Annotated in this window: 20 protein-coding genes; 13 read left to right on the top strand and 7 right to left on the bottom strand. The window is 70.4% G+C overall.

Features of this window, described 5'->3' with window-relative positions; genetic code table 11:
• Positions 1 to 8 precede the first annotated feature (8 nt).
• Positions 9 to 422, bottom strand: coding sequence for an SsgA family sporulation/cell division regulator (locus AB0N90_RS10580; protein WP_086809963.1), 414 nt, complete (start codon positions 420 to 422; stop codon positions 9 to 11).
• 245 nt (positions 423 to 667) lie between these two features.
• On the opposite strand from AB0N90_RS10580, the gene AB0N90_RS10585 reads away from it, so the two are divergent.
• Together AB0N90_RS10585 and AB0N90_RS10590 are read left to right on the top strand one after the other, a co-directional pair.
• Positions 668 to 2,260, top strand: coding sequence for an RDD family protein (locus tag AB0N90_RS10585; RefSeq protein ID WP_365194806.1), 1,593 nt, complete (start codon positions 668 to 670; stop codon positions 2,258 to 2,260).
• Positions 2,261 to 2,349: 89 nt separating this feature from the next.
• Positions 2,350 to 3,087, top strand: coding sequence for an RDD family protein (locus AB0N90_RS10590; protein ID WP_365194809.1), 738 nt, complete (start codon positions 2,350 to 2,352; stop codon positions 3,085 to 3,087).
• Between the two features lie 10 nt (positions 3,088 to 3,097).
• On the opposite strand, the gene AB0N90_RS10595 is transcribed toward AB0N90_RS10590, so the two are convergent.
• Positions 3,098 to 3,337, bottom strand: coding sequence for a hypothetical protein (locus AB0N90_RS10595; protein ID WP_037651448.1), 240 nt, complete (start codon positions 3,335 to 3,337; stop codon positions 3,098 to 3,100).
• A gap of 317 nt (positions 3,338 to 3,654) precedes the next feature.
• Between AB0N90_RS10595 and AB0N90_RS10600 the strand changes: the two genes are divergently transcribed.
• Entirely contained in the window at positions 3,655 to 6,012 is a 2,358-nt protein-coding gene (locus AB0N90_RS10600) for an immune inhibitor A domain-containing protein (protein WP_365194812.1), read from the top strand.
• A gap of 121 nt (positions 6,013 to 6,133) precedes the next feature.
• Positions 6,134 to 6,454: a hypothetical protein gene (locus tag AB0N90_RS10605; protein WP_361668688.1), complete on the top strand. Its 321-nt coding sequence runs from the start codon at positions 6,134 to 6,136 to the stop codon at positions 6,452 to 6,454.
• Positions 6,455 to 6,458: 4 nt separating this feature from the next.
• On the opposite strand, the gene AB0N90_RS10610 is transcribed toward AB0N90_RS10605, so the two are convergent.
• Both AB0N90_RS10610 and AB0N90_RS10615 read right to left on the bottom strand, forming a co-directional pair.
• The gene (locus AB0N90_RS10610; RefSeq protein WP_361668686.1) at positions 6,459 to 7,052 is read right to left on the bottom strand and encodes an isochorismatase family protein; all 594 of its coding nucleotides are present in this window, start codon (positions 7,050 to 7,052) and stop codon (positions 6,459 to 6,461) included.
• An 84-nt stretch (positions 7,053 to 7,136) separates the two neighbouring features.
• Positions 7,137 to 8,483: a nicotinate phosphoribosyltransferase gene (locus AB0N90_RS10615; RefSeq protein WP_365194814.1), complete on the bottom strand. Its 1,347-nt coding sequence runs from the start codon at positions 8,481 to 8,483 to the stop codon at positions 7,137 to 7,139.
• 56 nt (positions 8,484 to 8,539) lie between these two features.
• Between AB0N90_RS10615 and clpS the strand changes: the two genes are divergently transcribed.
• The 8 genes from clpS to AB0N90_RS10655 all read left to right on the top strand — a co-directional run bounded on the left by clpS (position 8,540) and on the right by AB0N90_RS10655 (position 16,263).
• Positions 8,540 to 8,857 carry an ATP-dependent Clp protease adapter ClpS gene (gene clpS / locus AB0N90_RS10620; RefSeq protein ID WP_361668679.1) on the top strand — a complete coding sequence of 106 codons (318 nt, stop codon included), beginning with the start codon at positions 8,540 to 8,542 and terminating at the stop codon, positions 8,855 to 8,857.
• A 12-nt stretch (positions 8,858 to 8,869) separates the two neighbouring features.
• Positions 8,870 to 9,475 carry a DUF2017 domain-containing protein gene (locus AB0N90_RS10625; protein ID WP_365194817.1) on the top strand — a complete coding sequence of 202 codons (606 nt, stop codon included), beginning with the start codon at positions 8,870 to 8,872 and terminating at the stop codon, positions 9,473 to 9,475.
• A gap of 327 nt (positions 9,476 to 9,802) precedes the next feature.
• Positions 9,803 to 11,236 (top strand): amino acid permease, encoded by a 1,434-nt coding sequence (locus tag AB0N90_RS10630; RefSeq protein WP_361668675.1) that lies wholly within the window; start codon positions 9,803 to 9,805, stop codon positions 11,234 to 11,236.
• 144 nt (positions 11,237 to 11,380) lie between these two features.
• Entirely contained in the window at positions 11,381 to 11,803 is a 423-nt protein-coding gene (locus tag AB0N90_RS10635) for a M67 family metallopeptidase (protein ID WP_365194818.1), read from the top strand.
• Positions 11,804 to 11,990: 187 nt separating this feature from the next.
• Positions 11,991 to 12,335: a MoaD/ThiS family protein gene (locus AB0N90_RS10640; protein ID WP_085564952.1), complete on the top strand. Its 345-nt coding sequence runs from the start codon at positions 11,991 to 11,993 to the stop codon at positions 12,333 to 12,335.
• A 5-nt stretch (positions 12,336 to 12,340) separates the two neighbouring features.
• Entirely contained in the window at positions 12,341 to 13,291 is a 951-nt protein-coding gene (locus tag AB0N90_RS10645) for a cysteine synthase (protein WP_361668669.1), read from the top strand.
• A gap of 281 nt (positions 13,292 to 13,572) precedes the next feature.
• Complete coding sequence (locus AB0N90_RS10650) at positions 13,573 to 15,660, top strand: putative Ig domain-containing protein (RefSeq protein WP_365194822.1); 2,088 nt, start codon at positions 13,573 to 13,575, stop codon at positions 15,658 to 15,660.
• 168 nt (positions 15,661 to 15,828) lie between these two features.
• A complete protein-coding gene (locus tag AB0N90_RS10655) occupies positions 15,829 to 16,263 on the top strand; it encodes a hypothetical protein (protein WP_361668665.1) in 435 nt (144 codons plus the stop codon).
• A 17-nt stretch (positions 16,264 to 16,280) separates the two neighbouring features.
• On the opposite strand, the gene AB0N90_RS10660 is transcribed toward AB0N90_RS10655, so the two are convergent.
• Positions 16,281 to 16,808 (bottom strand): type II toxin-antitoxin system PemK/MazF family toxin, encoded by a 528-nt coding sequence (locus AB0N90_RS10660; RefSeq protein WP_365194824.1) that lies wholly within the window; start codon positions 16,806 to 16,808, stop codon positions 16,281 to 16,283.
• 247 nt (positions 16,809 to 17,055) lie between these two features.
• Here AB0N90_RS10660 and AB0N90_RS10665 point away from each other — a divergent pair, with 247 nt between their 5' ends.
• Entirely contained in the window at positions 17,056 to 17,808 is a 753-nt protein-coding gene (locus tag AB0N90_RS10665; RefSeq protein ID WP_365194826.1) for an MBL fold metallo-hydrolase, read from the top strand.
• An 81-nt stretch (positions 17,809 to 17,889) separates the two neighbouring features.
• Here the strand turns inward: AB0N90_RS10665 and AB0N90_RS10670 are convergent, their stop codons facing one another.
• Both AB0N90_RS10670 and AB0N90_RS10675 read right to left on the bottom strand, forming a co-directional pair.
• A complete protein-coding gene (locus AB0N90_RS10670; RefSeq protein WP_365194829.1) occupies positions 17,890 to 19,191 on the bottom strand; it encodes a glycosyltransferase in 1,302 nt (433 codons plus the stop codon).
• Entirely contained in the window at positions 19,188 to 21,311 is a 2,124-nt protein-coding gene (locus AB0N90_RS10675; protein ID WP_365194831.1) for an ABC transporter transmembrane domain-containing protein, read from the bottom strand. The genes AB0N90_RS10670 and AB0N90_RS10675 overlap by 4 nt, the downstream gene beginning before the upstream one ends.
• Between the last annotated feature and the right edge of the window lie 59 nt (positions 21,312 to 21,370).

A 21,370-nucleotide genomic window follows, 5' to 3' on the forward strand; every position in this document is an offset into this window, starting at 1 on the left:
GGCCGGTTTCACCGGGCGAGCAGCTGGTCGAGGGCGTCGTCGATGCCGAGCTGCCCGCCCTCCGTGCCCGGCGGGACCACCCGCAGGGTGCGCTCCAGCCAGGCGGAGACCTGCGGGGTCGGCGCCTCCAGGAGCGCGTCCCCGTCGGGCGAGGTCAGCGCCATCAGGACGACGCTGCGCCCCGCCGACTTCGTCGGCCACACCCGCACGTCCCCGTGCCCGCACGGCCGGAACACCCCCTCCACCAGCAGATCGCGGGCGAACGTCCAGTGCACCGGGAACTCGGAGTTGATGTGGAAGACGACATGGACGGCGTAGGGGTCGTCGGAGCGGTAGACGAGCCGGGCCGGGACCGGGATGCTCCGCTCGGGCGACAGGATCAGCTTGAGTTCGAGCTCCCGCTCCACCACGGTGTGCTGCATGACCTGGGTTTCCTTTCGTGCCGGGGACTGCGCGGGGCCGCTCGGTGCGGGCCCGTACCAGGGGAGAGGGGGCAACGGCCCGTGCATTACGCGGGTCCGGAGAAATTTTTTTCGGCCCGGTCCGGGCGGCGCGTGCGGCGTTGCCCGGATGGAGTGGGTCCTGCGGGACTGGCGGTGGCGCGTGCCCGCGTCTGATAGATGTGGGAGGCCCCATCCCACCCACGAGCAGATACGGGACGACGGACATGAGCGCCCCAACCCCGGCCCCCGGTGACGACCGGCCCCGCGAGGGCTACTACCCGGACCCGTCCATCCCCGGCTACGTCCGGTACTGGAACGGCGCCGCCTGGGTGCCCGGCACCAGCCGCCCGGCCCCGAAGGACGGCGAAACGCTCGCCCCGCCCCCGGGTGTCACCCCGGCCGTGGAGGAGACGGGCCCGCACTTCTTCGACGAGGAACCCGGCGGTCCGGCCGCCTCGGGCCCGGCGGTCACGGGCAACTCCGCGCCGGACGCGGGGGGTTCCGGCGCCCCCGGGCCCTGGCCCGCGGCGGACGGGACCGGTGCCCAGGGCCGGGCGGGGGTGCCCGGTCAAGGGGGCCACGCGGGTGGTTCCGGCCAACTCGCCGGAGCGGCCGGGCAGCTGGGCCACCCGGGTGCCGCTCCCGCTCGGCAAGGGGGACAGCCGGGCGTGGGCGTGCCCGGCCAACAGACCGGCCAGGCGGGCGTGTCGGGGCCCGCGGGGGAGTGGGGCGGCCGATCGGGGCAGGGCGGCCCCTGGGACCAGAGTGCCGCCGCCGGGCAGCAGGCCGGGCCCGCCGATCCGCGGCAGGCGTCCGTGCCCGCACAGGCCGGAGCCCCCTGGGGTGCCGACCCCCGGGTGCCCGCCGAGGAGCCCGCGCAGCCCGACGGGCGGGCGGAGCGCACCGACGGCACCGCCGCGATCCCGCCGGCCGAGCGCGACGCCCCCGACCCCGGCACCTTCGTCTTCCGGCGCCCGGTCACCGGTCGTACGGACGACGGCACCATGACGATGCGCCCGGTACCGCCGAAGCAGGCCGATGCGCCCGGCTTCCACGCCCAGGGCCCGGTCGCCGCGCCCACCCCCGCGACGCCCCCGGCACCCGCCACGCCCGCGGCCCCCGCCCCGGGGTCCGGCTTCGGCGCCGTACAGCCGCCCCAGAACCGGGGGCCCGCGCCCGCCGCTCCGCAGGTGCCGCCCCAGGGCGGGCCCGGACAGGGATCCTGGGCGCAGCAGGTGCACCAGCTGGCCGGGGGCACGGCGGAGGAGCAGCCCGTCGCGCCGTGGAAGCCGCCGGTGGAGGACGTCTTCCAGGCGGCGGCGCGCAGACAGGCCGCCGCCCGCCCGGCAGGACTCGGCAAGCGGCTCGCGGCCCGGCTGATCGACACCGTGGTCGTGGGCGCCGTGACCGCCGTCGCGGCCGTCCCCCTCGGCACCCGGGCCCTCGACCACATCCAGCAGAAGGTCGACACGGCCCGGCAGTCCGGGCACGAGGTCACCGTCTGGCTGCTCGACGGGACCACCGGCACCAGCCTCGGCATCGTCCTCGCCGTACTGCTCGTCCTCGGCGTCCTCTACGAGGTGCTGCCCACCGTCAAATGGGGCCGCACCCTCGGCAAGAAGCTGTGCGGCCTCGACGTGCGCGACATCGAGGGCCATGAGCCCCCGGCCTTCGCCCCGGCGCTGCGCCGCTGGCTGGTGTACAGCGTTCCGGGGCTGCTCGGCATCGGGATCGTGGGCGTGCTGTGGTGCCTGTTCGACCGGCCCTGGCACCAGTGCTGGCACGACAAGGCGGCGCACACCTTCGTCGCGGGCTGACCCGGGGCGTCGGCGGATCGGCCGTGCCCCGTACCCCGTACGGCCGTCCGTCGGATGCGGAGCCGGGGCGTTCGCGATCCACTCGGGCCATGAGCAGCGCACCGCCCCCCGGCTCCGGAGAGCAGCCACCCGAGGACGACCCGTTCAGGAAGCCGCCCCCGCCGAACCAGGGGCAGGGCTCGCCGTACGACTCCCCGCCCCCGGGCGGCGAGCGGCAACCGCCTCCCTACGGAGGCCAGGAACCACCTCCCTACGGAGGCCAGCAGCCACCCCCTTACGGGGGTCAGCAACCCCCGCCCCCCGGCGGCCCTTACGGGGGCGGCCCGCACGGCGCCGGGGGCTACCCCGGCGATCCGCTGGCCGGCATGCCCCCGCTCGCCGACAGCGCCAAGCGGACCCTCGCCCGGATCATCGACATGATCCTGGTCGGCATCGTCGTCTACCTGCTCACCTGGGCGTTCAATGTGCGCGAGTACGACGTGAACGGCGACCGGATCGACGCCGCCCGCTCCCTGGGGCAGTCCGTGATCGCCGCCGTGCTCTACATCGCCTACGACACCTTCTTCATCCACAAGGCCGGCCAGACCCTCGGCAAGAAGTGGCTGCACATGCGGGTGGCCAACCTGTCCGACGGCGCCACCCCCAGCGCGCAGACCTCACTGCTGCGCGCGCTGGTGCTGTGGCTGCCGTTCGCCTTCTGCTGCGCCTGCATCTGGACCGTGATCTGCGGCGGCTGGAGCTTCTTCGACAAGCCCTACAAACAGGGTCTGCACGACAAGGCGGCCAAGACGGTCGTGGTCAGCACCGAGACCGAACCGCGCCGCTGAGCGGCCGGCCTCACAGGGCCGTCGGGACGCGCTCCCCCTCCGGGGCCGTTCCGGCGGCCTCCTGCTGTGCGCCGCGGGCCCCCGGCACCGGCACCGTCATCGCGACCAGCAGTCCGAGCGCGAGTGCCGCGAGGGCGATGACGGCGATCCCGACGCCCGAACTCGTCTGGGACAGCAGCAGCATGGCGAGGGTCGAGAAGATCACGGTGCTCGCGCCGTAGGCGAGCTGGGCGACGGTCGGACGAGGCATGGCAATCGTGTCCTCGGAGGTCTTCGGGTGTCGGGGTGGCCGTTCGACTCTCTCCTCGCCTGCATGCCCGAGCCGGCGCTCCGGTAAGCGTGACCTAACCCACGCCGCCGATGCACGGGGGGCGCACAGGAAGCACGCTCTGTCTAAAGCCGGTGTCAACTCCGCATAGTGCACCGAGCCTTACCGAGTCAAGATCTGTCTTTTCTTCTAAACCTCTAGTCAAATGTCGTCACTTGAACACGCGCTTGTCATGCGCGCACGGACTTCCGAACACGGGAACCCCCTGTCCGCGCGCGGGGCGCGGGGGAGGAACTCAAGTGACCAGCAGATCCTGGACGTTCAGAGCGGCCGCGATCGGTGTCACGATCGCGGCGGCCTCCGCCACGTTCGCCACCTTCGCGGTCGCGGAGGCGAGCACCGGGCAGGCCCCGGCCAGCGCCGTGCACCGGCACGACCCGGCCCCGGTGCAGCAGAAGTCGCACGACCTCGACGGCCCGCTGAGCAAGACCCAGAAGGCTCAGCGCGAAGAGGCGCTCAACCAGATCATCGCGGGCAAGGCCAGCCCGCAGGAGCGCGACGGCTCCAAGGTCGTCAAGCTCAAGAGCGGCAAGGGCAAGAGCAAGTACGTCGAGCTCAGCCGCGAGAAGACCGACAAGATCTTCACGATCCTGGTGGAGTTCGGCGACCAGACCGATCCCAAGTTCGGCGGCACCCCCGGGCCGCTGCACAACACGATCGCCGCGCCGGACCGCAAGCAGGACAACTCCACGGCCTGGCAGAAGGACTACAACCAGAAGCACTTCCAGGACCTCTACTTCGGCACCGGCAAGAACACCGAGTCGCTGAAGAAGTACTACGAGAAGCAGTCCTCGGGCCGCTACTCCGTGGACGGCGAGGTCTCCGACTGGGTCAAGGTCCCCTACAACGAGGCCCGTTACGGCAACGACGCGTGCGGCTCCACCAACTGCACCAGCGTCTGGAACGTGGTCAGCGACGGCCTGAACTCCTGGGTCGCCCAGCAGAAGGCGGCCGGCAAGTCCGAGGCCGACATCAAGAAGGACCTCGCCAAGTACGACCAGTGGGACCGTTACGACTACGACGGCGACGGCAACTTCAACGAGCCCGACGGCTACATAGACCACTTCCAGCTGGTGCACGCCGGTGAGGACGAGTCCGCGGGCGGCGGCGCCCAGGGCACGGACGCCATCTGGGCCCACCGCTGGTACGCCTTCGGCACCGACGCCGGCTCCACCGGCCCCGATGCCAACAAGCTCGGCGGCGCGCAGGTCGGCGACACCGGTGTCTGGGTCGGCGACTACACCATCCAGCCGGAGAACGGCGGACTCGGCGTCTTCGCCCACGAGTACGGCCACGACCTCGGCCTGCCGGACGAGTACGACACCGACGGCGGCGACAACTCCACCGGCTTCTGGACCCTGATGTCCTCCGGTTCCTGGCTGGGCACCGGCAAGGAGTCCATCGGTGACCTGCCCGGCGACATGAACGCCTGGGACAAGCTGCAGCTGGGCTGGCTGAACTACGACACCGCCAAGGCCGGCAAGAAGTCCTCGCACAAGCTGGGCGTCGCCGAGTACAACACCAAGAACAAGCAGGCCCTGGTGGTCAGCCTGCCCGACAAGGCGGTCACCACCGAGATCACCCAGCCCGCGCAGGGTGCCACCCAGTGGTGGAGCGGCAGCGGCAACGACCTGAAGAACACGCTGACCCGGTCCGTCGACCTCACGGGCAAGTCCTCGGCCACGCTGAGCCTGGACGGCTGGTGGGCCATCGAGGACAACTACGACTACCTCTACACCGAGGTGTCCACCGACGGCGGCGCCAACTGGACCGCCCTGGACGGCACCGCGGACGGCCAGGCCATCCCGCGTGACGGCGGCGACAAGCCCGCGCTGACCGGCTTCTCGGAGACCGACAAGAAGCTGTCGTACTCCCTGGACGCCTACGCCGGCCAGAAGATCCAGCTGCGCTTCCGCTACCTCACGGACGGCGGCGTCGCGGAGAACGGCTTCACCGCGGACGAGATCACCGTGACCGCCGACGGCGCCGCGCTCTTCTCGGACGACGCCGAGTCGGCGGACAACGCCTGGACCTCCAACGGGTTCTCCCGCATCGGGGCGTCCTTCACCAAGGACTACCCGCAGTACTACATCGCCGAGAACCGGCAGTACGTGTCGTACGACACCACGCTCAAGACCGGCCCGTACAACTTCGGTTCGAAGGCGCGGCCCGACTGGGTGGAGCACTACCCGTACCAGAACGGCCTGTTGATCTGGAAGTGGGACCTGTCCCAGGCGGACAACAACACCAACGCCAAGGACCACCCGGGCGTCGGCCAGATCCTGCCGATCGACTCGCACCCGACCGCGCTGCGCTGGAGTGACGGCACGCTGATGCGCAACCGGATGCAGGCGTACGACTCCCCGTTCAGCCTGTACCGCACGGACGGCCTCACGCTGCACAACGCGGACGTCGCGACGAAGATCAAGTCCTCCAGGGGCGTCTCGGTCTTCAACGACCACACCAGCGACTACTACGACCCGGCGAACCCGGCCGGCGGCGTGAAGGTAACTGACACCAACACCAAGATCTCGATCGTCCGCGAGGCCAAGGACGGCTCGACGATCTCGGTCAAGGTCGGACCCGCGGTGAAGTAACCGGCATCTTCGCAGGTCAAACGCGTATCGGCGGCAACCCCCTGGCGGGTCGCCGCCGATCGTGTTTAGGTGCGTTCTGTGACTCGCTTATTGACACCGACCGGAACGGGGATGTGACCGCATGGCCGCTGGAGGCTTCTGCAAACTGCCGAACGGCACGGTCGTCGTCGCGCTGAACCTGCCCGACGACGCCGCCGGCGTCCGGGTCCTGGTGCACGCAGGCAACCGCGCCCGCGCCCTGACCCGGCTGCGCAATCTGGGCCTGCGGCCGATCTATCTGCGGGGCAACACCGCGCCCCCGACGCCGGACGAGATCACGGCGGTCCTGCACCACCCCGACGGCCTGATATGGCGCACGGCACCCGCGGACAACGGTGTCCTGCCGCCGGAGCTCTGGCATCCGATCCGGGCGCTGCTGCGCAGGTCAGCGGTGGTCCAGTAGCGGATCAGCCGCTCACGACGGGCTTGCCGGTGAGCTCCACGCCCGCGTCCCGCAGCTCCTCCAGGGCCCGCTCCGTCGTCGCCGGGGAGACACCCGCCGTCAGGTCCAGCAGGATCTGGGTGCGAAAGCCCTCCCGGGCGGCGTCCAGGGCGGTCGCGCGCACACAGTGGTCCGTGGCGATGCCCACCACGTCGACCTCGTCGATCTCACGGGCCCGCAGCCAGTCGGCGAGCGGGGTGCCGTTCTCGTCGGCGCCCTCGAAACCGCTGTACGCGGCGGAGTAGGCGCCCTTGTCGAAGACGGCGTCGATCGCGCCGGAGGCGACCGCCGGGGCGAAGTTCGGGTGGAAGCCCACCCCCTCCGTGCCGGCGACACAGTGCGCCGGCCAGGAGCGGACGTAGTCCGGGTCGTCCGCGAAGTGGCCGCCGGGCGCGATGTGGCAGTCCCGGGTGGCCACCACATGGCGGTACCCGGTGCCCCCCGCCTGCCCGATCAGCTCGGTGATCGCGGCGGCGACATCCGCACCCCCGGCCACCGCGAGGCTGCCCCCCTCGCAGAAGTCGTTCTGCACATCCACGACGATCAACGCGCGACGCATGATGGTGTCCTTCTACTGGTGTGAAGTACCCGAGCCTAGAGAATGACGGGCCCGTAGGGGAGGGGGGCGGACGACGGTCCCGCTCTAGCTACCCGAGCGCTCGTGGACGTACTCCGTCGGAAGGACCGGTTCCCCCCGCGACAGCTGCGTCGCGGACAGCGGGAGGTTCGCCCGCGCGGCGATGTGCCGCTCGCGCGCCACGTCCAGCGGCTCGCGCGCCACGACCCGGCCGCCCTCGACCAGCCGTACCAGCAGCTGCCGCTCGGTGAGCTGTGCCGGCACCGGTCCGGTGCCCACGACCTCCGCCTCGGCCACCCCGTCCGCGTCCAGCCGCCGCGCCGCCCACTTGCGGCCCCCGACGGACGCCTTGCCGCCGCTGGACTTCTTCGCGACCGGCACCAGCGGCGCCCCCGGATCCGCGGTCTCGGCGCGCGCGACCAGCTTGTAGACCATGGACGCGGTCGGATGCCCGGAACCGGTCACCAGCTGGGTGCCCACCCCGTACGCGTCCACGGGGGCCGCGGCCAGCGAAGCGATGGCGTACTCGTCCAGGTCCGAGGTGACCACGATCCTGGTCTCCGTCGCGCCCAGCTCGTCCAGCTGCTGGCGGACCCGGTGCGCGACCAGCAGCAGATCGCCGGAGTCGATGCGCACCGCGCCCAGCTCGGGCCCGGCCACCTCCACCGCCGTACGGACCGCCTCGGCGACGTCGTACGTGTCCACCAGCAGCGTGGTGCCGGGGCCGAGGGTGTCCACCTGGGCCCGGAAGGCGTCCCGCTCGTGGTCGTGCAGCAGGGTGAAGGCGTGCGCGGAGGTGCCGACGGTCGGGATGCCGTAGCGGAAGCCGGCCGCGAGGTCGGACGTGGTGGCGAAACCGCCGACATAGGCGGCGCGCGCGGCGGCGACGGCCGCCAGCTCATGGGTGCGGCGGGCGCCCATCTCGATCAGCGGGCGCTCACCGGCGGCGGAGGCCATCCGGGAGGCGGCGGCCGCGATCGCCGAGTCGTGGTTGAGGATGGAGAGCATCACGGTCTCCAGCAGCACGCACTCGGCGAAGCTGCCCTCCACCCGCAGGATCGGGGAGCCCGGGAAGTACACCTCGCCCTCGGGGTAGCCCCAGATGTCCCCGGTGAACCGGTACCCGGCGAGCCACGCCAGGGTCTCCTCGTCGACGATCCGCTGCTCGCGCAGGAAGCCGAGCTGGCCCTCGTCGAAGCGGAAGTTCTCCACCGCGTCCAGGACGCGCCCGGTGCCCGCGACCACGCCGTAGCGCCGTCCCTCCGGCAGCCGCCGGGTGAAGACCTCGAACACGCTGCGCCGCTCGGCCGTACCGGCCTTCAGCGCGGCCTGCAACATCGTCAGTTCGTACTGGTCCGTGAAGAGCGCCGTCGACGGAACATCCACCGGCAGCCCAAGGTCCGCTGTGTTCATGGCGAGGATGGTACCCCCTATTCGTCAGTGTGACGATTTCCGGGCCACGTGGCAGCATGGGCACTGTGACGTCACCCGCGCCCGTAGAGATCGAACGCACCGAGTCGGCGGAGGATGCCTTCGCCGTACCCGAGCCCGACGTCCCCTGGGTCACCATCGTGCACAACGACCCGGTCAACCTCATGAGCTATGTGACGTACGTCTTCCAGACGTACTTCGGCTACTCCAAGGACAAGGCCAACAAGCTCATGCTCGACGTCCACCACAAGGGCCGGGCGATCGTCTCCAGCGGAACCCGCGAGGAGATGGAGCGCGACGTGCAGGCGATGCACGGCTACGGTCTGTGGGCCACCCTCCAGCAGGACCGGAAGTAGCGACCCAAATCCATGCCCGGACAATTCGAACCGCTTCCCGGCGGCGGCGCGGCCGTCGCACTCGACGATGTCGAGATCTCCATCATCCGCTCGCTGGCCGTCCAGCTCCTGGAGCTGATCGGACCGGGCCCCGGCGAGGACGCCTCCCGCGACCCGCTCGCCGAGCTGTTCGCGGAGGGCCCGAGCGAGCCGCCCGCCGACCCGGTGCTGCACCGGCTCTTCCCGGACGCGTACAGCGACCCGGAGAAGGCCCCGGACTCGCCCGCCCAGGCCGAGGAGCGGCGCGCGCACTCCGCCGAGTTCCGCCGCTTCACGGAGAACGACCTCAGGGCCGGCAAGCGGGAGAACGCCCTCGCGGTGATCCACAGCCTCGACGCGCTCGCCCCGGTGGACCAGGGCGGCGCCGTACTGAAGCTGTCGCCCGAGGAGTCCCGGCGCTGGCTCGGCTCGCTCAACGATCTGCGCCTCGCGATCGGCTCCCGTCTGGAGATCGCGGACGACGACGACACCGAGCTGCTCTACCGGCTCCCCGACGAGGACCCGCGCAAGCCGATGGTGATGGCCTATCTGTGGCTGGGCGGCCTCCAGGAGACCCTGGTGTCGACTCTTATGTCGTGATTCCGGCGATCTCGGTGGTTTATGCGTCCGCTCAGCGGACGCTCAAATCCGGATAACGATCCCGTCACCCTTGCGGCCGGGTTTGCCGTATTCACCCGCTCTTTGTCCGCTTTTCCCTGTGAAGCGCGCCACATTCCCACCCCGCGATCAATATTGCGGTCGTGATAAATCTTCACGACCGCCCGGCGAACACCACCCTTGTCCGCCGGGTGCGCCACCGAGCCGACGACCGTCGGCCAGGCACCAACTCCATCAATCCGGGGGGATTCGAAACCCGGTCCGCGGCCGACGAAAGGCACGGATCGGAATGGAGAAAGGCGCACCACCATGACCTCAGCGCAGGTCGACCAGCGTCCCGACGGCACGGAGCCCGCGTCGGCGGAGGGCGGCGAGGGCGAGGGTTATCAGCGCGGGCTCGGCTCCCGCCAGATCCAGATGATCGCCATCGGCGGTGCCATCGGCACCGGTCTCTTCCTCGGCGCGGGCAAGGGCATCTCCAAGGCGGGACCCAGCCTCATCCTGGCGTACGCCGTCGCCGGCCTCGTCATCTTCTTCATCATGCGCGCGCTCGGCGAACTGCTGATGTACCGCCCGGTCTCCGGCTCTTTCTCGGAATACGCGCGCGAGTTCATCGGCCCCTTCGCGGGCTTTGTCACCGGCTGGACGTACTGGCTGTTCTGGGTGGTCACCGGCATCACCGAGGTCACCGCCGCGGCCGCCTACATGACGTACTGGTTCGACATTCCACAATGGGCCTCGGCACTGATCTTCACGTTCGTGCTCTACGCCGCCAACCTGATCTCCGTGAAGCTCTTCGGTGAGCTGGAGTTCTGGTTCTCCATGGTCAAGGTGACCGCGATCATCGGCATGATCCTGATCTGCGCGGGCATCCTGACGGTCGGCTTCTCCGACGCCGGCGACACCGCCTCGGTGAGCCATCTGTGGAACCAGGGCGGCTTCTTCCCGCACGGCGTCGGCGGCACCCTGATGACGCTCCAGATGGTCATGTTCGCCTTCCTCGCCGTCGAGCTGGTCGGTGTGACCGCGGGCGAGTCCAAGGACCCCAAGAAGGTGCTGCCCAAGGCGATCAACACCGTCCCGTGGCGGATCGCCGTCTTCTACGTCGGCGCGCTGATCATGATCCTGTCGGTGGTGCCGTGGACCGAGTTCCACCCGGGGGTCAGCCCCTTCGTGGCCGCCTTCCAGAAGATGGGCCTGTCGGTCGGCGCCGGCATCGTCAACTTCGTGGTCCTGACCGCCGCGCTGTCCTCCTGCAACTCCGGCATGTACTCCACCGGCCGCATGCTGCGTGACCTGGCGCTCAACAACCAGGGCCCCAAGCTGTTCACCCGGCTGACCCGCAGCGGTACCCCGCTCGTCGGCACCACGTTCTCCGCCGCGCTGATGCTCGTCGGTGTCTGGATCAACTACCAGTGGCCGGGCAAGGCGTTCGACTACGTCGTCTCCTTCGCGACCATCTCCGGCATGTGGGCGTGGATCGTCATCCTGATCTGCCACATCCGCTACCGGAGGGCCTCCGACCGCGGGCTCCTGCCCCGCTCGGAGTTCCGGGCCCCCGGCGCCCCGTACGCCAGCGTGCTCTCCCTGCTGTTCATCGGCATGGTGATCGTGCTGATGGGCATCGACAAGGACGCCCGGGTCTCGCTGTACTGCGCGCCGCTGTGGGGTGTGATCCTCGGCGTCTCCTACGCGGTGCTCAAGCGCCGCAACCCGGAGGCCGCGGCCTTCGCCAAGCGCTGACGCCACCGCCGGACCCTCACCGGGACGTCCGGCCGCCGGGAGCACTCGTGGCGCCCCCGGCGGCCGCCGCTCAAGGACGTCCAGCATGCGGGCCGTCTCGTACCATCCCTCGGTACGAGACGGCCCTCTGCTTATCCTGACCGCATGCTGACCATCACCCAGGCCCTCTACGACCAGATCGTCGCCCACGCCCGCAAGGACCACCCCGACGAGGCGTGCGGCGTCGTCGCGGGCCCGGCCGGTTCGGACCGCCCCGAGCGGTTCATCGCGATGCTGAACGCGGCCATGTCGCCGACCTTCTACGAGTTCGACTCCGGCGATCTGCTCAAGCTCTACCGCGAGCTGGACGACCGCGACGAGGAGCCGGTGGTCATCTACCACTCGCACACCGCGACCGAGGCACACCCCTCGCGCACGGACATCTCGTACGCCAATGAGCCCGGCGCCCACTACGTCCTGGTGTCCACGGCCGACACGGACGGCCTCGGCGACTTCCAGTTCCGATCCTTCCGGATCGTGGACGGAGAGGTCACCGAGGAGGAGGTCAGGGTCGTCGAAAGCTACTGATCTCAGCATCCGACCGGGATCCGTCCGCCAGTTGGGATCACATTCCGGTCCACTGACCGGGAATCGATACGATGAGCCCATGGTTACGACTGTGGTGCGCGCCCTCGGCTTCTGACGGTGGCGTGCCCCTCGGCTGACGTACCGAGCCCGCAGCCCCCGAAGACCCTTCCGACAGGAGCCCGCAACCATGGCCATCGAGGTCCGCATCCCGACCATCCTCCGCACGTACACCGACGGCCAGAAGGCCGTGGAGGGCAGCGGGAACACCCTCGCCGAGCTGTTCACCGACCTGGAGAGCCGGCACGCGGGCATCCAGGCCCGCATCGTGGACGGCGACCAGCTGCGCCGGTTCGTCAATGTCTACCTGAACGACGAGGACGTCCGCTTCCTGGACGGCATCAACACCAAGCTGTCGGACGGCGACAGCGTGACGATCCTGCCGGCCGTGGCAGGAGGATCTGCCGCGGCGGAGCCGCGTCCGACCGGGGTTGGCGGTCGGGCGACGGGCGGGCATGCGCTGATCGGTCGCTGAACGCAATGCGCTACGACTCCCCGCTCGCCGCGGTGGGCAACACCCCTCTGGTGCGCCTGCCGCGGCTGTCGCCGTCCCCCGAGGTCCGGATCTGGGCGAAGCTGGAGGACCGCAACCCCACCGGCTCGGTCAAGGACCGGCCCGCCCTGCACATGATCGAGCAGGCCGAGAAGGACGGCCGGCTCACCCCCGGCTGCACCATCCTGGAGCCGACCTCCGGCAACACCGGCATCTCGCTGGCCATGGCGGCCAAGCTCAAGGGGTACCGGATGGTGTGCGTGATGCCGGAGAACACCTCCCAGGAGCGCCGGGACCTGCTCGGCATGTGGGGCGCGGAGATCATCCCCTCGCCGGCCGCGGGCGGCTCCAACACCGCGGTGCGGGTGGCCAAGGAACTGTCGGCCGAGCACCCGGACTGGGTGATGCTCTACCAGTACGGCAACCCGGACAACGCGGGCGCGCACTACGCCACGACGGGCCCGGAGATCCTCGCCGACCTGCCCTCGATCACCCACTTCGTCGCGGGCCTCGGCACCACGGGCACCCTGATGGGCGTGGGCCGCTACCTCCGCGAGCACAAGCCGGACGTCAGGATCGTGGCCGCCGAGCCGCGCTACGACGACCTGGTCTACGGCCTGCGCAACCTGGACGAGGGCTTCGTGCCCGAGCTGTACGACGCCTCGGTCCTCACCACCCGCTTCTCGGTGGGCTCCGCCGACGCGGTCACCCGCACCCGTGAACTCCTGCGGCAGGAGGGCATCTTCGCGGGCATCTCCACGGGCGCGGCCCTCCATGCCGCGATCGGTGTCGGCAACAAGGCGGTGAAGGCGGGGGAGTCCGCCGACATCGTCTTCATCGTGGCCGACGGCGGCTGGAAGTACCTCTCCACGGGCGTCTACACGGCCACCACGACGGAAGCCGCCATCGACACCCTTCAGGGCCAGCTCTGGGCGTAGGTCCCCGGGTGCGGATTTCGGCCGCGTTACGTCTCAAGTGATCACCAGCCCCCTCTCACGAGGGGGCTAAGCCGTTCCTATGGGGAAGCAAAGAAATCCGTCCGGCACTGCCCGCTGGTCGGTGTCCGGGGCTAGGTTCCTCCCGCACCCTGTCATGTCACGTTCAGCGACATGGGGGGTGCCTGAGATGTCATGCTCATGACTGCGTGGTCGCCGCTACGCGCGTCACGGGCTGCCAACCAGTGCGAGAAACCCCACTTCCCGATGGAGGCAGTACCCACATGCGTGAGTCACGCCCGAGCGGGCGAACCCGAAGTGCACGAAGACTTCTGGCCGTCGCCTTTCCCGCTCTCTCCCTGACCGTCGCCGGATTCGCCGCCGCGCCGACGGCCGGCGCGGCCCAGTCCGCCGTCGCGGCCCACCCGCAAACCAGCAAGGTCACCACGAACAACAAGGCGCTGACCGACCCCCAGCGCCAGACGTTCCACTCGACCGGCAAGGCCGGCCAGAAGGTGCCCACGACCCATGTGTGTGCCTCGGACCACACGCCGGGCCACGCGTCCTGCTTCGCCCAGCGCCGCACGGACATCAAGAGCAAGCTGGCGGCGGCGATATCGCCCAACGCCACGCCCTCCGGCCTCTCCCCGGCCAACCTGCACAGCGCCTACAACCTGCCCACCGCGGCCGGTTCGGGCATGACCGTGGGCATCGTCGACGCCTACAACGACCCCAACGCCGAGTCGGACCTGGCCACTTACCGGTCCCAGTACGGCCTCTCCGCCTGCACCAAGGCCAACGGCTGCTTCAAGCAGGTCAGCCAGACCGGTTCCACCACCTCGCTGCCGACCAACGACAGCGGCTGGGCCGGCGAAGAGATGCTCGACATCGACATGGTCAGCGCGGTCTGCCCGAACTGCAACATCGTCCTCGTCGAGGCCAACTCGGCCACCGACGCGGACCTGGGCACCGCCGAGAACGAGGCCGTCGCGCTCGGCGCCAAGTTCGTCTCCAACAGCTGGGGCGGCTCCGAGGACTCCTCGCAGACCAGCGAGGACACCCAGTACTTCAAGCACCCGGGCGTCGCGATCACCGTCTCCGCCGGTGACGAGGGCTACGGTGCCGAGTACCCGGCGACCTCGCAGTACGTGACCGCCGTCGGCGGCACCGCCCTCAACACCGCCTCCAACTCCCGCGGTTGGAGCGAGTCGGTGTGGAACACCAGCTCCACCGAGGGCACCGGCTCCGGCTGCTCGGCGTACGACGCCAAGCCGAGCTGGCAGACCGACACGGGCTGCTCCAAGCGCATGGAGTCCGACGTCTCCGCGGTCGCCGACCCGGCCACCGGCGTGGCGGTCTACGACACCTACAGCGGCGGCTGGGCGGTCTACGGCGGCACCAGCGCCTCCTCGCCGATCATCGCCAGCGTCTACGCGCTCGCGGGCACCCCGGGCTCCAGTGACTACCCGGCGAAGTACCCCTACAGCCACACCAGCAACCTGAACGACGTGACGAGCGGCTCCAACGGCTCCTGCTCCACGGCGTACTACTGCAAGGCGCAGACCGGCTACGACGGTCCGACCGGCTGGGGCACCCCGAACGGCACCGCCGCCTTCACCTCGGGCGGCAGCACCGGTGGCAACACCGTCTCCGTGACCAACCCGGGCAACCAGTCCACCACGACCGGCGGCTCCGTCAGCCTCTCCGTGAAGGCTTCCGACAGCGCGGGCGCGGCCCTGACCTACAGCGCCTCCGGCCTGCCGACCGGCCTGTCGATCAACAGCTCCACCGGCGTGATCTCCGGTACCGCGTCCACCGCGGGCACCTACCAGGTCACCGTCACCGCGACCGACTCCACCGGCGCCACCGGCTCCGCCTCCTTCACCTGGACCGTGAGCACCAGCGGCGGTGGCGGCGGCTGCACCTCCTCGCAGCTGCTGGCCAACCCGGGCTTCGAGTCGGGCAACACCGGCTGGACCGCGAGCAGCGGTGTCATCACCAACGACACCGGTGAGGCCGCGCACGGCGGCTCGTACAAGGCGTGGATGGACGGCTACGGCACCTCGCACACCGACTCCCTGTCCCAGTCGGTGACGATCCCCGCGGGCTGCAAGGCGACCCTGTCCTTCTACCTGCACATCGACACCGCGGAGACCAGCACCAGCACCGCGTACGACAAGCTGACGGTCACCGCCGGTTCGACCACCCTGGCCTCGTACTCGAACCTGAACAAGGCGACGGGCTACGTCCAGAAGACCTTCGACCTGTCCTCGCTGGCGGGCCAGACGGTCACCCTGAAGTTCAACGGCGTCGAGGACTCCTCGCTGCAGACCAGCTTCGTCGTGGACGACGCGTCCGTGACCACCAGCTGATCACCCGCATCACCTGAACCACCCTGTGATCCCGCACGCGGAACTCCGCGTGCGGGATCCGTTCGTTGGCCGGTACTTTGCCTGATGGCGGGATCCGTTCGCGGCCGCGGTACGTCCCATCCGTACCAGGCGGGCCAACCGGCGGCCCCGCAGAAAGGCGGTCCCCCCATGCGCCGTACGACACTTCTCGCCCTCGCGGCCACCCCGCTGCTCCTCGCGGGCTGCGGCACCCACACCAGCTCCACCGGCAGCGAAAAGGTCTCCGCGGCCCCCGGGGGCCCGGTGTGCCGAAACGACGTCCGGCTGACGGCCGCCGACAGCGGTCGTACCGTCTGCGTGGCCAAGGGCGGAGAGGTACGGCTGAGCCTCGGCGGTACGAAGGAGCGCCCCTGGAAGCCGGTCACGGTCACCGGCGGCGCCCTCAAGGCGATCAACTCCGGCCTCGTCATCCGGCCGGGCAACGCCGAGGCCGCGTACCACGCGAGCGCGCCCGGCACCGGGAAGCTGACGTCCTCCCGCCCCATGTGCGCGACCACCCCCGGCCAGATGTCCTGCAAGGGCATCCAGGAGTGGACGGTCACCGTGACGGTGAAGAGCGGCTGACCCGGTTCCGGCGGGCTTCAGCGGGCGAGGTGGCGCACCTGGTCCCACAGGACCGGGTCGACCACCCCCACCCGGCGGCGGAAGTCGCCGACCGGCACCTCGCGCAGCTCGTCGGTCTGCAGGAAGCTCGGGCGGCCCCGCGCGTCGCCCACCGCGCCGGGCGGCAGCGGGATCACCCCGGCGCGCTCGTCGTGGTACTTGGTGGTGATCTTCGCGACCGTGGCCCGGTCCCCGCGCACGGCCAGCACCAGACACGGCCGGTCCTTCGCCCGCCCGTCGCCCGCCACCACCCTGTCCGACGCGCTGCGCGCGGCCCCATTGGATTCCGCGCGGTCCTCATACGGCACATTCGCCCACCAGATGTCACCCGGTGCCGGGCGCCCGCCGCGGACCGTCGCGGCATGCCGCTGCCTGGTGCCCGCCCGGCCCGGTGGCCGCAGCCGCCGCCCGGCGGGCCGGCGCCCGCGGCCCCAGCCGTCGACGACCGTGGCCACCAGCGCGAGCAGCACCACCGCGGCGAGCGCCAGCCACCAGGACGTGTCCATACGACGACGTTACCGGCGCGCGGCGCGGGACGCGCGCCCTTGTACGGATCCCGTGCGCCCCGGGGTCCAGCCGAACCGGTGACAGCACAGGTGAGTTCGCCCACAACGGCCCCTGGCAGAGGAGCGGCCCGCGCCCGGGCGCCGTACGCTCGACGGACCGCACGACCCCCGTCAGCCCTTTTCGAGGTTCCTCGGCTCTGTGAGGACCCTCGACCCACCTGTCTTCGCCTACGGAGGTTTCTGCTTCATGAAGCTCACCGTCGTCGGCTGCTCGGGGTCGTTCCCGTCCGCGGAATCGGCCTGCTCGAGCTACCTCGTCGAGGCCGACGGCTTCCGGCTGCTTCTCGACATGGGCAACGGCGCCCTGGGCGAGTTGCAGCGCCACTGCGGTCTCTACGACCTCGACGCGATCTTCCTCAGCCATCTGCACGCCGATCACTGCATCGACATGCTCGGGTACTTCGTCGCACGCTACTACCGCCATGACGGCGGCCGCTGCGAGGCACTGCCGGTCTACGGCCCCGAGCGCACCGAGCAGCGTCTGACCACGGCGCACGGCGACACGCCTGCCGCCTCCTCGATGAGCGAGGTCTTCGACTTCCGCACCGTCAAGCCGGCCACGTTCGATATCGGCCCCTTCACGGTGCACACCGACCGGGTCCGCCACCCCGTGGAGGCGTTCGGGATCCGGATCGAGCACGGGGGCAGATCCCTCACGTACTCCGGGGACACCGGGGTCACTCCCGTACTGGACGAGCTGGCCCGGGACACCGACCTGTTCCTGTGCGAGGCCGCGTTCACGTACGGCAAGGAGGACATCCCCGATCTCCACCTCAACGGCCGCGAGGCCGGCGAAACCGCCACCCGCGCCGGGGCCCGCCGCCTGGTCCTGACCCACATCGCCCCCTGGACCGACCCGGAGGTCAACCTCCGCGACGCCCGCGAGGCCTTCCCCGGCCCGGTCGAACTGGCGGCCCGGGGCGCGGTGTACGAGATCTGAGGGACGGCACATACCCGAAGGCCCCGGAACCTGGACGGTTCCGGGGCCTGGTCGATTCCGGGGCCTTCGGCCGGGACGGGGTCAGACCGTGTCCTGTTCCCGCGCCTGGGCCAGTACTCGGGCGAGCATCTCGAAGTCCTCGGCCACGCTCCGGCCGGTACCGCGCGCGTCCGCCTTCCGGTAGGCGGGCAGCACCGTCTCGTAGCGGCCACTGGCGAGCGCGAGCGTCGACTGCAGTGCGAACAGCCGTCCCATGAGATGCCGGTTCGACGGATCCTCGGCCGACTCCACCGCCGTGACGCCGTCGACCAGCACGGACAGCCTGCCCAGGAGCCTGCCGGCCTCCACGAGGGTGCGGTAGTACGTGGCCTCCACCATCCGTCCGGCCCGCGCCAGCAGGTCCGTGTATGTGCGCAGGGCGTCCGCGTCACCGAGCCGGACGGCCAGCTCGCACAGCAGGCTCCAGGAATCGACGGTGCGCTCGGTCCGGTAGCCGGGCTCCTCCGGTGCCGCGTCCGCGGTCGCGGCGGCCAGCATCGTGAAGGCCGCGCGCGCCTCCTGCTCGGACATCGACGGACCGAGCCCGTCGCGCACCTCGTAGTAGACCCACTTGGGATTGTCCGGCTCCTCGGCGCGGCCCAGCCTGTCCAGGGCGACGTACCGCTCGCGCTTACCCTTCCTCTCGATCACCTCCGGGAGGTATCCGGAATGGTCGAAGCGGACATCGACCTGCACACGCGGCGGGGCGAGGCCGTCCTCGGTGTAGGGGTGCTCATGGACCCGGCCCCGGAACCGGAAGGGGCCGTCCGCCCGCAGCCAGCGCTGGGTGCTGGTGTACACCGGTCCGCCGATGTCGGCGATGACCGGGGAGACGACGAAATCGTGCCCGGGCAGCAGATGGTCGAGCAGGGACAGGGCACGGCGCAGCCTGCCCGTGTGCGCGGGCACGAGGACCTCGTCGGCGTCCACATGGCACAGCCAGCCCTCGGCGGCCTCTGCGAAGGCGAGATTGCGCTGGTGGGAGAAGTCGTCCGCCCATGGTGCGGACAGCACCCGGGTGCCAGGGCGAGCGCGCAGCGCCTGCTCGACGGTGCCGTCCGTGGACCCGGAGTCGATCAGCAGGCAGTCGTCGATGTCGTCGGACAGCGCGGTCAGGCAGGCGGCGATGGAGTCTTCCTCGTCCGCGGTGAGCACCACCGCGGTCACGGGACGGGGACGGCGGGAGGCGTACCCCGCCGCGAGGGCCGCGGGGTCCGAGGACGGCAGCACGGCGTCGGCGAGGTCCTGCGACACGGAGGTGATCAGCGCCAGGTCGGAGGCCAGGCCGGAGGCGGGGAGGGCGCCGGGTACATGGCAGAGATCGAGCAGGTCGGAGAACTTCATCGCGAAAGAGGGCTTTCGGTGCGCGGGCCGGTCGGGAGGGCGAAGGACAGCTCCAGGTCGAACGCGATGTCCTGGAGGTGCCCGTGGGACACCATGATCTTGGTGCCCTGGACATGACGGAGTTCCGCCCAGATCCGGGCGGAGGTGTCCCGGTCGACACCGCTGAAGGTCTCGTCGAACAGATAGACCTGCGGGGCGTGCAGCACGGCGCGGGCGATCGACAGGCGCTGGATCTGTCCGCGTGACAGTCCCGCGCCGGTCTCCCGTACCGGCTCGTCGAGCCCTTCCGGGAGGGTGTCGAGGACCTCCTGGAAGCAGGCGATACGGCAGGCCCGCAGGATGTCGGCCGTGCTGTGCGGGGCGCCGAGGGTGAGGTTCTCGCGCACGGAGGCGGTCAGCAGGACGGGGTTCTCCGGCACGTAGAGGACATGGCGCGGCAGCTCGTCGGCGGCGATCCGCGCGATCTCGGCCCCGCCCAGGGTGGCACTGCCCGTGTAGCCGTGGTGCGTGCCCGCCAGCAGGGCGAGGAACGTGCTCTTGCCCGAGCCGTTGCCGCCCCGCAGGAGCATGGTCGTGCCGAACGGGATGTCGAGGTCGACTCCGGTGAGCGTGTCGTACCGGGCTCCCGGGTGGCGGAAGCGCAGGGACCGGACCGAGATGTCGGCCGGTCCCACGGGGCACTCCGTCTGAGCGGCCGTCAGCGCGAGCCGGGCGTCGTCCTGCTGGAGCACCACGTCCCGGTAGCGGTTGAGGGCCGCGGCGGTGCGCTGGGCCGTGACCTGGAGGGAGGCGACGGAGTCCATGGCACCCAGGAAGTAGCCGGCCATCGTCAGGAAGCCGAAGACCTCGCCGACCGTGAGCGAGCCGGACAGCATCCGGATCAGCGCGGCCCAGGCCGCCACCACCGTGAAGACGGTCTGGCAGGCCGTCTTGATCACGGAATTGATGTTCTCCAGCCGGCCCAGCCGGGTTTCCGACTCGATCCGGCGCTCCAAGGTGCGGCTCATGCGCGCGAAGGCGTATTCACGCTTTCCATAGCCGGTCAACTCCGTGTGTCCGCGAAGGGAGTTGAGCGTCTCGGATTTCAGTGTGGCGTCCCGTTGGAGAGCCTCCTCGGCGGCGTTCCTGATGTGCGGGTACAGCAGCATCGAGCTGAGCACATTGATGGCCGCGGGCGGAATCAGGAGGAGGAAGAGCACGGGGTCGGTCGCCAGCAGATATCCGCCGACCGAGAGGACGACGCAGAGGTCGATGGCGGCCCGGACGGAGGCGGCCGTGACCAGAGCCTGGATTTCCTGCACATCGTCGATCCGGCTCACCAGGTCGCCGGCTCTGCGGCCCTTGAAGTAATCGGCGGGCAGGCGCAGGAGTTTGTGGAGATAGCGCTCCGAGAACTGTCGTTGCAGTGATTGGCTGAGCGCCACGATGACGCGGCCCCGCGCGTACTGGATCCCGGCCGCCGCCAGGGCGATCCCGATGAACTCGGCGGACATCACCGCCAGCGCCCGCCGGGAGCCGTCCCGCAGGACTCGGTCGACGGCCAGCTGGACGAAGAGGCTGTTGAGCAGGGCGACCAGGGCTACGACGGCGGTCGCGGCGAGGACGAGCAGAAGGCGTCCCCGGTGACCGCGGACGGTCCCCCACACCAGGCTCTGCCGGGAACGGGAGCGGATCCTGGCCCCCAGGGGCAGCCGTGCGCTCGGCCGGTCGGTGACCAGCGCCTCCCCGTGGAACACCGCGGCCAGCATCTCGGGTGCCAGCCGGATCGGACGGTGCAGCAGCGGGTCACCCACGATGAAATCGCCGCTGTCGGTGGCCTCGTGGACGACGACGAAGTGCCGGTGGCCGTCCTCCGCCAACAGGATGATCGCCGGTCCCGCGATCCGTACGGCCTCGCGCAACTGGTCGATGTCCAACCGGAGGAGTTCGCTGTCGACGCCGTATCCCCGCAGGACCTCCCGCAGCCTGAGCAGATGGGAGCCGCGCTCGCCCAGGCCCGTCGACTCGCGCAGGATCGCCGCGTCGACCACGATTCCGTGCCGCATGAGGACGGCCCGCAGGCACGCCGGCCCGCAGTCGGTGTCCCCCGACTGATGGGTGTGGTATCTCTGCCACTTCACTGAAGAACTCCTGGCCGGGGAAAGAGCGCGCCCGCCTCGGGACGAGGCGGGCGCGGCTT

The organism is Streptomyces sp. NPDC093018, from assembly GCF_040684035.1.
Classification (GTDB): domain Bacteria; phylum Actinomycetota; class Actinomycetes; order Streptomycetales; family Streptomycetaceae; genus Streptomyces; species Streptomyces murinus.